We start from the raw sequence: 14,369 nt of genomic DNA on the forward strand, positions 1-14,369 counted from the left end.
TGCCGCGCAGCTCCATGCCGCGGGTATAGTTCGGGCCGGGCTCGCCGGTCTTCTCCAGCCCCATGTCGCCGGTGGCGACACCGATCACCGCCCCCTTGTCGTCATAGAGCACTTCGGTGGCGGCAAAGCCCGGATAGATCTCGACGCCGAGTTCCTCGGCCTTGCCGGCCAGCCAGCGACAGACATTGCCGAGCGAGACGATGTAATTGCCGTGGTTGTTCATCAACGGCGGCATCATGACATTCGGCAGGCGGATCGAGCCGGCGGGGCCAAGCAACAGAAACTGGTCATCGGTCACTTCGGTCTTGAAGGGATGATCGGCATCCTCGCGCCAGCCGAGCAGCAGCCGGTCGATGCCGATCGGATCGACCACCGCACCGGAGAGGATATGGGCGCCGACCTCGGCGCCCTTCTCCAAGACGACGACCGACAGCTCCGGATTGACCTGCTTCAGCCGGATCGCCGCCGACAGACCGGCCGAACCGGCGCCAACGATCACCACGTCGAATTCCATGCTCTCGCGACTCTCGCCTGCGTGTTCTTCGGTCATGATGAATGCCTGACAATCTCGATGTTGGACGGGTAGGATCAGCGGGTTGGCCGAGCCGGAGCGTAGCTGTAGTCGTAGAACCCGCGCTGCGCCTTGCGACCGAGCCAGCCGGCTTCGACATATTTGACCAGCAGCGGGCACGGACGGTATTTGCTGTCAGCGAGCCCCTCATGAAGGACCTGCATTATGGAAAGGCATGTGTCCAAACCGATGAAATCGGCCAGCTCGAGCGGCCCCATCGGATGATTGGCGCCGAGCTTCATGCCGGTATCTATGGCTTCGACGTTTCCGACACCTTCATACAGGGTGTAGATCGCTTCATTGATCATCGGGATGAGAACGCGGTTTACGATGAAAGCCGGAAAATCCTCGGAGACGGTGACGGTCTTGCCGATGGATTCGGCGAATTCCTTGGCGGTGGCGAAGGTCTCCGGATCCGTTCCGATGCCGCGGACCAGCTCGACCAGCTTCATAACCGGTACGGGATTCATGAAGTGTATCCCTATAAAACGGTTGGGTCTGTCGGTTGACGCGGCAAGCCGCGTTATGGAGAGCGACGAGGTGTTCGTCGCCAGGATCGCGTCGGGCTTCAAAACGGTGCACACGTCCGTAAAGACTTTCCTTTTGATGCCTTCATTCTCGCTTACCGCTTCGACGACCAGATCGGCGCTCGCCAGCTCCTGGAGAGAGAACGCTCCCTTTATTCGGGAGCTCGCCTCTTCAGCCGCCTCGCCCGGCATTTTGCCGGTCTCGACCTGGCGTCTAAAATATCCGGCGCTCGCTTCGATGCTCGCGCGGACCCGGCTTTTATCGAGATCGTAAACCAAGGCCGCGTACCCATGTTTCGCCACGACTTCCGAAATCCCAGTCCCCATCTGGCCGGCGCCAATGACGGCGACGGTAGAAATCTTATTCGCTATAGGCATGCTGCCTCTCGTTGATCCGGAAGTTGAAGGACGATCTCTGCCGAACAGATGACGGGGCTTTAGAAGAACGCCTGGAGACCCGTCTGGGCCCGCCCAAGGATCAGGGCGTGGACGTCGTGGGTGCCCTCATATGTGTTGACCGTTTCCAGGTTCTGCGCGTGGCGCATGACATGGTATTCGATCTGAATGCCGTTGCCGCCATGCATGTCCCGGGCCTGCCGCGCTATATCAAGCGCCTTGCCGCAGTTGTTGCGCTTGACGAGCGAGACCATTTCCGGAGCCATCTTGTGCTCATCCATCAGACGGCCGACGCGAAGCGAGCCCTGCAGTCCGAGCGTGATCTCGGTCATCATATCGGCGAGCTTCTTTTGATAAAGCTGCATCCCCGCCAGCGGCTTGCCGAATTGCTTGCGGTCGAGACCATATTGACGGGCGCGGAACCAGCAATCCTCGGCCGCTCCCATGACGCCCCAGGAGATGCCGTAACGGGCGCGGTTGAGACAGCCGAACGGCCCCTTGAGGCCGGAAACGCCGGGCAGAAGCGCGTCCTCGGTGACTTCGACGCCGTCCATCACGATTTCGCCTGTGATCGAGGCACGCAGCGAAAGCTTGCCGCCGATCTTCGGGGCCGAAAGTCCCTTCATGCCCTTTTCGAGAACGAAGCCGCGTATTTCGTTGTTGTGGGCCTCCGACTTTGCCCAGACGACGAAGACATCGGCAATCGGCGAGTTCGAGATCCACATCTTCGAGCCGCGCAATCGGTAGCCGCCCTCGATTTTTTCGGCGCGGGTCTTCATACCGCCGGGATCGGAGCCGGCGTCGGGCTCGGTCAGGCCGAAACAGCCGATCAGTTCACCCGACACGAGGCCCGGCAGAAATTTCTTCTTCTGCTCGTCTGAGCCGTAGGCGAAGATCGGGTAAATGACCAGCGAGGACTGCACGCTCATCATCGAGCGATATCCAGAATCGATACGCTCGACCTCGCGAGCGACCAGGCCATAAGCGACATAGGATGCGTTCGCGGCCCCGTACTCCTCCGGCAACGTCACACCGAGAAGGCCGGTCTGCCCCATCAATCTGAACAGCTCCGGGTCGGTCGTTTCTTCGAGGTAAGCGTCCTCAACGCGCGGCAGGAGTTCGGATTCCGCGAAAGCCGCGGCGGACTCTCGGATCATCCGTTCATCTTCGGTCAGCTGCTCATCGAGCAGAAAGGGGTCATTCCAGGAAAAGGCCAAGATCGTCATCCTCCCGTTGAGGTTTTTGGCAGTTCGATTTGGTGGAATGAAAGCCGTTTTTCCGGCATTGCGAAAGCGAGGTTTACTCATCGGCCTATGAGCTATAGTAATAGCTTATGGCAAACCTTTCGCGACGACTGCTTCCCTCGACCTCCGCTCTCGCGGCTTTCGATTCCGTCGCGCGGCTGAGCACCTTCTCCGCGGCGGCCGAGGAGCTTTCCCTGACGCAAGGAGCCATCAGCCGGCAGATTGCCGCGCTGGAAGAACAGCTGGGCGTTTTGCTGTTCGAGCGCACCAGCCGCGGCGTCATTCTCACAGAGGCCGGCACCAATTATGCACGGGCTGTTGCCAGCGCTCTTGCGGAAATCCGCTCCGCTTCGCTGCACGCCATGACCAAACAGCATAACGATCAGCTCAATCTCGCCATCCTGCCAACATTTGGCACCCGCTGGCTGATGCCGCGCATCCCGCAGTTTGTCGCCAGACATCCGGAGATCACGCTGAACTTCGCGACGCGCATAGGGCTGTTCGATTTCGACCGCGACGACATCGATATGGCGATCCATATCGGCCAGCCCGACTGGCCGGGTGCGGAAAGCACATTTCTGATGGAGGAGATGGTGGCGCCGGTCGCCTCCCCGTCTTTTCTGAGTTCGCATCCCATCTTGAAGCCTGAAGATCTGCTTCGCCTTCCGCTGCTGCAGATGGCGTCGCGGCCGGGGGCCTGGAGCCATTTTTTCGAAAGCCTCCAGGTCAGCGGCGCCCCGTCGCAGGCGATGCGGTTCGAACAGTTCAGCAGCGTGGCCCAGGCCTGCATCGCCGGGCTGGGGCTCGCTTTGATGCCGCTTTTCCTCATCGACTCCGAGCTTGCGAATGGCCAGCTCGTTCAAGCCTTTCCGCATCAGGTCAAAAGCCCCAGCGCCTATTATGCGGTCGCACCACTCAGCAGGAAGGACTTCCGTCCTGTCGTGGCGTTCCGCGCATGGCTCTTGGAAGAGGTCGCGCGTTACCAGCAAGGCGCTGGCGGCTAATCCGGGCCTATTCGACCATTCGCTCCTGCTCGATTGCAAGCATTCTTGACTCTTCAGCCAAATCCTGTCAGTTTTATGCTAACGTTAGCATAAGGAATGCACGTGTGGATCTTCAGTTGAGAAAAACAGGCATGCCGGGAAGGCGCCTCACGGCCAGAGCCCTGGTGAAGGATGTTCGGATGCTCGGGCGCCTTTTGTGCGAAGCCATTGAAGCAAGCGACGGCAGGGAGGTCCGCGAGATCATCGAACAGGTCCGCACTCTTTCGGTGACCGGCCACAGAAAAACCAGTCCGCGCCTGCACGAAAAGCTCGCCCCCTTCTGCGCAGAGATGCCTCCCCGCACCCTGAAGCGCGTGATCCGGGCATTCAGCCAGTTTTCCCAGCTCGTGAACATCGCTGAAGACGCTCACCAGGCCAGAATGCAGCGCTTCGGCATCGCCGATGGCGAACCTGCCATGCCGGGAACGATTGCCAGATCGCTTTCGGTTCTCGCTGCCGCCGGCGTAGAGGTGGAGGATATCCGCAAGCTGCTGTCGGAAGCGGTCGTCTCGCCCGTTTTCACGGCGCATCCGACCGAGGTCCGGCGAAAGAGCGTTATCGACATAGAGCAGGAGCTTGCCCGATGCTTGAGCCGTCTCGACCAGGCCGGCCTGACGGCGCAGGAGGCGGATCGATATCGGGAGGATCTGGAACGAGCGACGACGACGCTTTGGCAAACGAACAGCCTGCGAGGGCGGCGGCTGCAGGTCGTGGACGAAATCCTCAATGGCTTATCCTATTACGACAGCACCATTTTCCGCGTCATCCCGGAAGTTTATGGGGCTCTCGAAAATCAGCTTCGAACCTCGCCCTGGAGCTTCGGTCATGACGCGCTGCCGCCATTCCTGCGCATGGGTTCGTGGATCGGCGGCGACAGGGATGGCAATCCCTATGTCAACGGCGAGACCCTGAGGGAGGCGCTCCGGCTGCAGAGCGAGAGAGTTTTCTCGTTCTATCTCGGCGAACTGCACAATCTTGGCGCCGAACTTTCCTTGGATGATCGGTATGTGAAGGTCTCGCAGGACCTTCAGCGCCTTGCGACCGTCTCTCCAGATAGATCCGAGCAGCGCCGGCACGAGCCGTATCGCCTGGCGATCTCGGGCATCTACGCTCGCCTGGCGGCCACGGCGCGTAAATTCGGCAGCATGGAGCTCGTTCGCGAGCCTGTAGCGGCCGCCGCCTACTACCGGCGCCCCGCAGAATTCGCCGAGGACCTGGCGACGATCAGCAAATCCCTGAAAGCCAATGGCGCAGAAAAGATCGCCGCTGGAAAACTGCACAGCCTCCGACGCGCCGTAGACGTCTTCGGCTTTCACCTCGTCAGCCTCGATTTGCGACAGAATTCCGAGGTTCATCAGCGGGTTGTCCATGAGCTTTTCGAGAGTGTGCGCCCCGGCACAAACTATGAGGCGCTCGCAGAGAGCGACAGGATCTGCTTGCTCACCGAGGAACTCCGCTCTTCCCGGCTGCTGGTTACACCTCTCAAGACCTATTCGGCCGAGACGATGTCGGAGCTTTCCGTTCTGCGTGAAGCCGCCGAAGCCCATAAGCATTATGGCCGCGCCAGCATCCCGAATTACATCATCTCGAAGGCGGCAAGCCCTTCCGACCTGCTGGAGGTCATGATCCTGTTCCGGGAGGCTGGACTGTTCCGGCCTGATGAGCCTGAAGCGGCCTCGGTCAATATCATACCGCTTTTCGAGACGATCTCGGATCTTCGAAACTCGCATGACGTGATGCAGACAGTTTTGACCATAGAAGCCTATCGGACATACTTGGCGGCACTCGGCGGCAAACAGGAAATCATGCTCGGCTATTCCGACAGCAACAAGGACGGCGGTTATCTGACGTCGGGATGGGAACTTTATAAGGCAGAGATGGCCTTCATTCGGCTTTTCGAGCGTGAGGGCATTCGCCTCAGCCTGTTTCACGGCCGCGGCGGCTCCGTGGGCCGCGGCGGCGGTCCAAGCTATGAGGCCATCACCGCCCTGCCGCCCGGCGCGGTTGCCGGATCGATCCGGCTGACGGAACAAGGAGAAGTCATTGCAGCGAAATATTCCAATCCGGCACTCGGCCGCCGTAATCTGGAACTGCTGATCGCCGCGACGCTGGAAGCGTCTTTGCTGCCTTCCGACGCACAAGAGCCGGATCCCGAATATCTCGGCGCCATGGAAGAGCTGTCCGAGCTCGCTTTTGGCGCCTATCGCTCTTTGGTCTACGAGACCGAAGGATTTGAACGGTTCTTCTGGGAAGCCACGATCATCGGCGAAATCGCAAAACTGAACATCGGCAGCCGGCCAGCCTCACGCAGCTCGTCTCGCCGCATTGAAGACCTTCGCGCGATACCATGGGTATTCGGCTGGTCGCAAAGCCGCATCATGCTGCCCGGCTGGTTTGGATTTGGCTCGGCCATCGGACAGTGGCTGGCCAGCCACCCCGACGGATTGCAAACTCTTCAAAGGATGCATCGGGACTGGCCTTTCTTCCAGACGCTGATCGCCAACATGGAGATGGTGCTGGCCAAAACCAACATGGCGATCGCGGCGCGGTATGTCGACCTCGCCCCCGACGCATCCGTCCATGAGAAAATCTTCGCACGCATAAAAGACGAATGGGAAGCGACGACAGCCGCACTATTCGGCATAACGGATCAGGCCTCGCTCCTGGAGAATAATCCGGCGCTGAAGCAATCGATCCATCATCGCTTTCCATGCCTCGACCCGCTGAACCACATGCAGATCGACCTTCTTCGCCGCCACCGCGACGGAGAACGAGATCACGACACGGAAGAGGCTCTGCATCTGACCATCAATGGAATTGCCGCCGGGCTGCGAAACAGCGGGTAGCGAACCGCCGATTAGGATGCGGCAAGCCTATTTTCTTGACCTTGGCGAAAATATTGCGCTAACGTTTGCACAAATTGGGAGGAAATCATGACACGGACCGTGCTGTTGACGGACTACGCTTGGCCGGATGACAAGGTGGAGCGCGAGGTGATCGAGCGGGCCGGGTTCACCCTGGTCAGCGGCCCCGCCGAGCCGTCGCCCGCCGCCGAGATCGACGCTTTGGCCGCAGAGCATAAGCCGGACGCCATCCTGACCTGCTGGGCTCAGGTCAGCGAGACGGCGATCGCTGCATCTCCCAATCTCAAGATCGTCGCGCGTCTCGGAGTCGGCCTGGACAATATTGCCGTCGATGCGGCCACGGAGCGGGGGATATGGGTCACGAACGTTCCCGACTATTGCGTCACGGAAGTGTCCGACCACGCCGTCGGCTTTGCAATTGCCTGGGCCCGCGGCCTGATCCACTTCGATCGCGAGGTGCGCGATGGCCGCTGGGACCCGGCTTCGGCAAATCTCCGCCGGCTTTCGGAGCTGACCTGCGGCATCGTCGGCTTCGGTCGCATCGGCCGCGCGACGGCCACAAAAATGCAGGCGCTCGGATGCCGCGTGACGGCACATGATCCCCATGCCTCGAACGTGCCTGCCAATGTGGAGCTTGCCGACTTCGATACGCTTCTCAGCAAAAGCGATATCATCATTGTCCACGCGCCGCTTTCGCCTGCAACGCGCCATCTGATCAACAAGGACGCCATCTCGAAGATGCGGCGTGGATGTCTGCTGATCAACGTCAGCCGGGGCGGTGTCGTGGATACTGCCGCCGTGATCGAAGGCTTGGCCTCCGGCATTCTGAGCGGTGTCGGCCTCGATGTGCTCGAGGATGAACCATGCGTTCCCCCGGAGCTGATTGCTCATCCGGGGGCGATGATCACGCCGCATGTCGCCTTCTCCTCGGATGCTTCGCTGATCGAGCTGCGCCGCCGGGCAGCGGAGGAGGTCGTCAGGGTTCTCTCCGGAGAGATGCCTGAACAAGCCCGCAACAGCCCCCGCCGCTAATGCCGCAAGGACACTGAATTCATGTCTGTAGCCGAGACGACGATTTTCGACGATTTCCTGCTGAAGAGCGGCCTGAAGAGCGCTTCCGAGCAAGCGATCTACAAGCCACTGACGGGTGGCGTTTCTTCAGATATCTACCGCGTGGAGCTTCCCGGCCGGCTTATCTGCGTGAAACGCGCACTTGCCAAGCTTAAAGTATCCGCCGATTGGCAGGCGCCGGTGTCGAGAAATCTATACGAATGGAACTGGATCTCCTTCGTGGCGGAGCATTTCCCTTCCGCCGTTCCGAAGCCTCTCGCGCACGACGCGCCATCTGGCGTTTTCGCAATGGAATTTCTGCCGAGCGACGAGTACCAGCTGTGGAAGACCAGCCTTCTTCACGGGAACGTCGACCGAAAGGCGGCAGAGGTGACTGGCCGGCGGATCGGACAGATCCATTCCGTCAGTGCCCGCACATCGGGCTTGGCGGAAAGGTTTGACTCCGGATCCAACTTCTATGCTCTCCGGCTTGAACCCTACCTGGTGGCGACCGCCGCCAAACATCCCTTCGTCAGCGATCGCCTCGCCGAGCTGGTTCAGCGCACGGCCGAAACAAAGCTGGCGCTGGTCCATGGCGACGTCAGCCCGAAGAACATCCTGTTGGGCAGGAACGGCCCCGTGTTCCTGGATGCCGAATGCGCCTGGTTCGGCGATCCGGCTTTCGACCTGGCCTTCTGCCTGAACCATCTGCTGCTGAAGAAGATCGTTGCCGCAAAGGCGGCATCCGAGCTCGCATCGTCATTCGCGGCCTTGACGGCAGCCTACATGGACCAGGTCGATTGGGAAGATCGGGGCGCTCTCGAGGCCCGGGCCGCAAGCCTGCTGCCTGCCCTCTTCCTCGCCCGGGTCGATGGCAAATCGCCCGTCGAATACATAACCGACGAATGTCAGCGCGAGGCGGTCCGCAAGGCGGCTATTCCATTGATCGCGTCACCGCCGCAAAAGCTCGCTGACGTGGCGCAGGCCTGGTTTCCGTAAGGAGCCCAGGCTTTTCCGGAGCAGTACGCTTTTCACTTCAATGCAAATGAAAGAGCCGTCGCGCTGTTGTTCGCGACGGCTGATAAGTCTTGCAGTGGCTTCGGCTCAGAAACGGGCGACCCAGCTTTCGAACGCAACCAGGAAGCTCTCGATGAACTTCTGGGTTCCTTCGTTGAGGAATATCCCATGGTCGCCCACCAATTTGTCGGCGGTGCTGAGGTAAACTTCAGGTTGGGGCATGGTCGGCACGTTGATGTTGGTTAGGATAACCCGAAGCTGAAGAGCTGCCGCTGCGCCGCCGATGAGACCGGGAGAAGCGCCGGTCACCGCGCCGGGCTTGTGATCCCACACGCTTTTCCCGAACGGCCGAGAACCGACTTCGATCGCATTCTTCAATGCCGCCGGCACGGATCTATTGTATTCGGGAGTCACGAAGATTGCGCCGTCGCAGGCATTGATGCGCTCGCGGAAGGACGTCCATTCCGCCGGCGGCGTCTCGGTTTCCAGGTCCTGGTTATAGAGCGGGAGATCGCCGATCGGCACGATTTCCAGGTTCAGCCCGTCAGGCGCCACTTTCTGCATGGCACGGGCGAATTTCAGGTTGATCGAAGCCTGACGAAGGCTCCCGACCAGGACCGCGATATCTTTCTTGGACATGTTTTCTCTTCTCGCGTGAGGGAGGCGCCGGCCGCAGCCGGCGCCGGTGATTGTTATTGCCAGGCGGCAGGAACCGGCGGAACGACCACGTAGTTGCTGAAGCCGCCATCGCGTTCGCCGATGCCGGAAATGGCTTCGTTCACCCGCTCGAGCGGATAGATCTTGTGCTCGAGATAAGAGAGGTCGAGCGCACCGGTGCGGACCATATCGGCCATTTCCTGCCCCTGGGCAGCGCTGAACCAGTTGGAGCCGATGAGCTGAACCTGCTCGTCCATCAGCCACTTCACGTCGACCGGAACATCTTCGGCGACGCCGCCAACGACAACCACACGGCCGCCTCGACGAACGCCGCGCATGGAATCGACCACGGTCGCGGCGGGGGCTCTCGCGCCGAGCGCGCTGATGACGAAATCCACGCCCTCGCCGCCGGTTTGGGCCTTCGCCCATGCTCCCGTCGAGCCCTCGCCGAGCATGATCGTGTCGATGCGGTCCGGAGCGATGGCCTTGATGCGGTCCATCAATTCCCTGTTTCTGCCGGTGCCCAGAATTTTGGAGAGGCCCATGGCAAGAGCGAGCTTGGTGGCCGCAACGCCGAGCGTGCCGGTAATACCGTCGATGAGGCAAACCTGGCCGGCTCCGGCCTGCGCATTCTTCAGGGCGCCATAGGATGTGCCGAGGTAGCCGAAGCGGCCGGCCTGTTCGAAGCTGAGATTGTCCGGCAGGCATACGAGTGAATATTCCGGGGCGGTCATGTACTGGCTGAAGCCGCCATAGGGATAAAGGTCGAAGATTCGTTGACCATCACGGCTGGTGCTGAAGTAGCCGTTCAAGGTGTAGTAGCGGCATTGGCTGCGGTTGCCTGACCGGCACGCCTTGCAGGAACCACAGGATCTGAGCGGGCTAACATAGACGCGATCGCCAATTTTGACATTGGTGACCGCCTCGCCCACTTCGGCGACGAGCCCGGCCGGATCCAGGCCGAACACTGCCGGAAACTTCGGCAGCGGCTGGTGGGGAAACCAAGTTGGCCAGTTATTGATGACGTTGGCCATGTTGGGCACGATGCCGCAGGCCTTGACCTGCACCAGGACGTCGTTGGGCCGGGGCGTGGGAACCGGAATCTCATCCAACGACATCGGCTGATGCAGAGCATGCAGCCGGGCGGCGATCATAGTTTTAACCATTTACTCCTCCATAGGGACATCGGTCGAACCGTGCCCGACCGATCGCATTTTTTCAGTTTCAGACAGGTGCGCGGCAGTGCCGAGCGGTTTCGTCAGAGGGCGGCCAGGAACTCCTTGCCGGCCGGTCGGAAGTCCGCAGGCCAGACAGTCACCCAATCCTTTCCTTGAACTTGCTTGAGCTTTGTCGATGGCTTTCCGGCATTGAACTTGCCGTCGAAAGTCCTTGTCCCGACGACCGTCTCGACGGGATTTGCGCGCAGCCACACAGCCATCGCGGCATCATCCAGCTTCCCCGCCCCTTCAGCTGCCGCGGCAAGGATCTGCCACGCCGCATATTCGACGGCGGCCTGATATTCGGCGCGCGGATAGGGGAATCCTGCCGCTTTCGCCTTGCTGTCATAAGCGCTGACGAACTCCTGGGCGCCATGATACGTGAGGAAGGGTTCGTGCTCTTCGAACCAGGTGAGCGACGTCAAGCCATTCGCTTTCGGGTGCGCCGCGGTCGGGCCGGGCGCCGGGAACAGATAGAACTGGTTCCTTGGCTGGTAATCGATCCGGCTCATCGCATCGAGAAGCTGCACGGCCTCCATGCCGATCGCACCCGACCACAGCAGATCCGGATCAGCCGCCTTGATGCGGTTCGCGATTGCCCCGAAGTCCTTCGTGCCGAATTCATATTCGAGGTCCAGCAGGCTTTTGATGCCGCGTTTCTCGGCGACCTGCTGGCCGCCCTTGGCGATCGTCAGGGCCGACGGGAATTTGCTGGTGACGAAGGCGATCGTCTTGGGAGGAACCGGCAGGCTCGCATAGGCATCGAGAACGATCTCGGTGTCGGTCAACTGCGGCTCGGCCCCGATCGGAAGCGAGGGGAACTGCAGCGGATAGGGCGCAAGGCTCGGGTCGCCGAGGCTGCTCTGAACAAGCATCTTCTTGAACCGAGCGGCAACGCCCATTGCCGCGATAATCGAGGAGGTGCCATAAGGCCCCATCAGGAGATCGACCTTGTCGGCCGTGACCAGGCGCTCGTAGAGCGTTCGCGCATTGGCGGGAAGCGATTGGTCGTCGAGAAGGACGAACTCCACCTTCCGCCCGAGAATACCGCCCTTGGCGTTGATCTGTTCGACGAATACTTCTGCCGCGAGCTTATGGATTGCGCCGACGCCGGCAAGCGGACCCGTCAACGGCAGCGTTCCGCCGACGCGGATCGGCCCACCTTGCGCGAAAACCTTCGGCATCGCGCCGAAAGCTGCCGCGGCGGCGGCAGAGCCGAGAAATGCACGTCTGTTCAACTTCATGGAATTCGCACTCATCTCATCCTCCCAAGTGCTTCCGGCATGTCATCGCGCTCACGGGTCTCGCGGCGCGTCGGTCTCCTGCCCGCCGGCGGCAGGCCTCAGCTCTTCGCGAGCCCCTCTGCATAGCGTTCCAGCGTCATCGGGTTCGGCATCTTCTCCGGGCGCTCCAGCGGTACTCCCGTAAACTCGCTGGCCTCGAAGAACCATTTCGAGGCGGCCGGCATGCCCCAATGGACATTGGTGCTCAGGGATGCCGCGTCCCAGCGAATGGGCTCCAATTCAGCGTCTATCGTGGTGTAGTGATTGTTGAAGAACTCCACTCGGTGTCCATCCGGATCGCGCAGATAGACGAACAGGACTCCCGAAGGGCCATGGCGGCCAGGCCCGCGCTCGACGCTGTCTCCATAGCCGTAACGGCTGGCAAAGTCGCAGACGGCGAAGATGTCGCTGCTTTCCGCAACCGTATAGGCAAAATGGTGCAGCCGCGGGCCGATGCCGGGCACCAAAGCCAGGTCGAGGCAGACGCCTTTGCGATACATGAAGTTCGCAATGAGATCGTCGCCCGCCGCGATATATTCCGAAGTCCGGAAACCGAGTTCGCCGTAGAACGCGCTTAGCCCCAGCGGATCGGCGACGATGACCTGGCAATGGTCGAGGCCCTGGGCTCGGGCGCCGCGATGTTCGTGCACCTCGAGAAACTTGCGGGGATGGACGCTCATGCTGGAGCAAAGCTCGATGCGAGCGCCCGAGGGATCGCTGACAAGCAGGGTCCGCCCCTGGTTTCGAACGTCGATCCATTCCGCCGGAAGCCCCTTCTCCTCGAAGAAGACCTTGGCCTTGTCGAGATCCTCCTCCAGAAACACCCGGTAGCCGATCCGCCGGCACGCCGGCTTGCCACCGGCAGGTGCGAGCACCAGGCTGTGGTGGCAGGCCTCGGACAGTCCGCGGAGATAGGAGACACCATCTTCGAATTCCGTTTCGACGAGGCCGCCGACATTGATATAGAAATCCCGGCTGCGCCCCACGTCATTGACCTCAAGCACGACGTGGCTGAAGCGCGTGATGTTGAAGGGAGGTTTCAAATTAACAGCCGGAAGCATGTCATCCTCATCGAGTTTTGCTAACGTTAGCATAAAACGGCCGGGTATTTTGTCAACGCCTGTTTTTACGCGAGACCCGCAGCCGGCCCATCCAAATTCTAGCCTACAGCGGCAACCGCAGCCGGCTTTTCAGCCAGGTCCAGCGCCGACCATCCGGCGAACGAAGCCTCTTTTCCAAGCGCCTCCTCGATCCGGAGAACTTCGTTCCACTTGGCCATCCGCTCGGAGCGGGAGAACGATCCGACCTTGAGCTGCTTGGCATTCCAACCGACCGAAAGATGGGCGATCGTCACATCCTCCGTCTCGCCGGATCTCGCCGAAACGATTGTCCGAAAACCCGCCTTCTTGGCGACGGCGAGCGCCTCGAAGGTCTCGGTGATCGTGCCCGCCTGGTTCGGCTTGATCAGAACGGCATTGGCGCTTTTATCCCTGATCGCTTCGGTTACCCGCGCCGCGTTCGTCACGAGGAAGTCGTCGCCGATGATCTGGCATCTGGAGCCGTAGCGGGCGGTAAATTCCTTGAAACCATCCGGATCGTCTTCGGCAAGCGGATCCTCGATCGAGACGATCGGATAGGCCTTCAACCAGCCGCCAAGCATGTCGATCATCTTGGCCGTATCGAGCTGCCGATCTTCCAGCGCCAGCGAATACCTGCCCTCCCGGCCGAATTCGGAAGCCGCGATGTCGAGCGATATCGCCACTTCGCCGCCCGGCTTCAGACCGGCAGCTTCGATCGCACGCACCAAGGCATCCAGAGCCTCTTCATTGCTGGTGAAGGCCGGCCAGTAGCCTCCCTCATCCGCCACGCCCTGGAGCTTGCCGGCCCGCTTCATGATGTCGCCCGCGGCGCGGTAGACCTCGGCGGTCCACTCCAAAGCCTCCGAGAAGGTCGAGGCGGCAGGGCACATGATCATGAAATCCTGAACGTCGACCCGGCGCGCTGCGTGCGCTCCGCCACCAAAAATCTGGATTTCCGGCAACGGCATGGTAATTCCCTTGTCGGAGCCCGCGAGATACCGCCAGATCGGTTGATCGGCCGCGGCCGCGGCGGCGTGAAGCAGGGCCATCGACGTTGCGACCGATGCATTCCCGCCCAGCCTGCTCCGGTTCTGGGTGCCATCCAGCTCGATGATGGCGCGGTCCAGCTCGGCTTGAAGCCTGGCGTCCCGGCCAACCAACAACCTGGCGATTTCGCCGTTGACGGCCGCCAGGGCCTTGTTGATGCCCAAGCCGGCAAGCGCGCTGCCGCCGTCACGCAGATCGAGAGCTTCGCCGGTGCCGGTCGATGCGCCGGCAGGCGCAATGGCGCGGCCGACAGCGCCGGACGCCAGCTCGATCTCTACCTCAACGGTGGGCCGGCCACGGGAATCCCAGACGCGACGGCCCTGAACTTTTCGGATTTCGGTGTTGGTCATGTTCAATTGGTCCATAAGTCAGAT

Annotated in this window: 12 protein-coding genes; 4 read left to right on the top strand and 8 right to left on the bottom strand. The window is 60.9% G+C overall.

Annotation, left to right across the window (positions count from 1 at the left end; translation table 11 throughout):
- The 3 genes from CO670_RS29650 to CO670_RS29660 all read right to left on the bottom strand — a co-directional run.
- Positions 1 to 550: NAD(P)/FAD-dependent oxidoreductase (locus CO670_RS29650; protein ID WP_141502437.1), on the bottom strand; the 550-nt coding region annotated here is incomplete at its 3' end.
- A gap of 38 nt (positions 551 to 588) precedes the next feature.
- Positions 589 to 1,476: a 3-hydroxybutyryl-CoA dehydrogenase gene (locus CO670_RS29655; RefSeq protein WP_097593538.1), complete on the bottom strand. Its 888-nt coding sequence runs from the start codon at positions 1,474 to 1,476 to the stop codon at positions 589 to 591.
- A 59-nt stretch (positions 1,477 to 1,535) separates the two neighbouring features.
- Complete coding sequence (locus tag CO670_RS29660) at positions 1,536 to 2,720, bottom strand: acyl-CoA dehydrogenase (protein WP_097593539.1); 1,185 nt, start codon at positions 2,718 to 2,720, stop codon at positions 1,536 to 1,538.
- A 107-nt stretch (positions 2,721 to 2,827) separates the two neighbouring features.
- Between CO670_RS29660 and CO670_RS29665 the strand changes: the two genes are divergently transcribed.
- From CO670_RS29665 to CO670_RS29680, 4 genes are all read left to right on the top strand, one after another.
- Complete coding sequence (locus CO670_RS29665; RefSeq protein ID WP_097593540.1) at positions 2,828 to 3,742, top strand: LysR family transcriptional regulator; 915 nt, start codon at positions 2,828 to 2,830, stop codon at positions 3,740 to 3,742.
- Positions 3,743 to 3,873: 131 nt separating this feature from the next.
- A complete protein-coding gene (gene ppc, locus CO670_RS29670; protein WP_097593542.1) occupies positions 3,874 to 6,627 on the top strand; it encodes a phosphoenolpyruvate carboxylase in 2,754 nt (917 codons plus the stop codon).
- 87 nt (positions 6,628 to 6,714) lie between these two features.
- Entirely contained in the window at positions 6,715 to 7,677 is a 963-nt protein-coding gene (locus CO670_RS29675; protein ID WP_097593543.1) for a C-terminal binding protein, read from the top strand.
- A gap of 21 nt (positions 7,678 to 7,698) precedes the next feature.
- Positions 7,699 to 8,694: an aminoglycoside phosphotransferase family protein gene (locus CO670_RS29680; RefSeq protein WP_097593544.1), complete on the top strand. Its 996-nt coding sequence runs from the start codon at positions 7,699 to 7,701 to the stop codon at positions 8,692 to 8,694.
- Between the two features lie 105 nt (positions 8,695 to 8,799).
- Here the strand turns inward: CO670_RS29680 and CO670_RS29685 are convergent, their stop codons facing one another.
- From CO670_RS29685 to eno, 5 genes are all read right to left on the bottom strand, one after another.
- Positions 8,800 to 9,351, bottom strand: coding sequence for an NAD(P)H-dependent oxidoreductase (locus tag CO670_RS29685; protein WP_097593546.1), 552 nt, complete (start codon positions 9,349 to 9,351; stop codon positions 8,800 to 8,802).
- Between the two features lie 53 nt (positions 9,352 to 9,404).
- Complete coding sequence (locus tag CO670_RS29690) at positions 9,405 to 10,523, bottom strand: alcohol dehydrogenase catalytic domain-containing protein (protein ID WP_176539053.1); 1,119 nt, start codon at positions 10,521 to 10,523, stop codon at positions 9,405 to 9,407.
- Positions 10,524 to 10,627: 104 nt separating this feature from the next.
- A complete protein-coding gene (locus tag CO670_RS29695; protein ID WP_176539054.1) occupies positions 10,628 to 11,845 on the bottom strand; it encodes an amino acid ABC transporter substrate-binding protein in 1,218 nt (405 codons plus the stop codon).
- Positions 11,846 to 11,928: 83 nt separating this feature from the next.
- Complete coding sequence (locus tag CO670_RS29700) at positions 11,929 to 12,930, bottom strand: VOC family protein (protein WP_097593548.1); 1,002 nt, start codon at positions 12,928 to 12,930, stop codon at positions 11,929 to 11,931.
- A gap of 98 nt (positions 12,931 to 13,028) precedes the next feature.
- Positions 13,029 to 14,345 carry a phosphopyruvate hydratase gene (eno, locus tag CO670_RS29705; protein WP_097593576.1) on the bottom strand — a complete coding sequence of 439 codons (1,317 nt, stop codon included), beginning with the start codon at positions 14,343 to 14,345 and terminating at the stop codon, positions 13,029 to 13,031.
- Positions 14,346 to 14,369 lie beyond the last annotated feature (24 nt).

The sequence above is a fragment of the Rhizobium sp. J15 genome (assembly GCF_002531825.1).
In the GTDB taxonomy this organism is placed as follows: domain Bacteria; phylum Pseudomonadota; class Alphaproteobacteria; order Rhizobiales; family Rhizobiaceae; genus Rhizobium.

Coding starts and splice junctions, on each gene's coding strand:
- ppc (WP_097593542.1), top strand. CDS start 3,874: ATGCCGGGAAGGCGCCTCACGGCCAGAGCCCTGGTGAAGGATGTTCGG.
- CO670_RS29690 (WP_176539053.1), bottom strand. CDS start 10,523: ATGATCGCCGCCCGGCTGCATGCTCTGCATCAGCCGATGTCGTTGGAT.
- CO670_RS29655 (WP_097593538.1), bottom strand. CDS start 1,476: ATGCCTATAGCGAATAAGATTTCTACCGTCGCCGTCATTGGCGCCGGC.
- CO670_RS29700 (WP_097593548.1), bottom strand. CDS start 12,930: ATGCTTCCGGCTGTTAATTTGAAACCTCCCTTCAACATCACGCGCTTC.
- CO670_RS29695 (WP_176539054.1), bottom strand. CDS start 11,845: ATGAGTGCGAATTCCATGAAGTTGAACAGACGTGCATTTCTCGGCTCT.
- CO670_RS29675 (WP_097593543.1), top strand. CDS start 6,715: ATGACACGGACCGTGCTGTTGACGGACTACGCTTGGCCGGATGACAAG.
- CO670_RS29680 (WP_097593544.1), top strand. CDS start 7,699: ATGTCTGTAGCCGAGACGACGATTTTCGACGATTTCCTGCTGAAGAGC.
- CO670_RS29685 (WP_097593546.1), bottom strand. CDS start 9,351: ATGTCCAAGAAAGATATCGCGGTCCTGGTCGGGAGCCTTCGTCAGGCT.
- CO670_RS29665 (WP_097593540.1), top strand. CDS start 2,828: ATGGCAAACCTTTCGCGACGACTGCTTCCCTCGACCTCCGCTCTCGCG.
- eno (WP_097593576.1), bottom strand. CDS start 14,345: ATGACCAACACCGAAATCCGAAAAGTTCAGGGCCGTCGCGTCTGGGAT.
- CO670_RS29660 (WP_097593539.1), bottom strand. CDS start 2,720: ATGACGATCTTGGCCTTTTCCTGGAATGACCCCTTTCTGCTCGATGAG.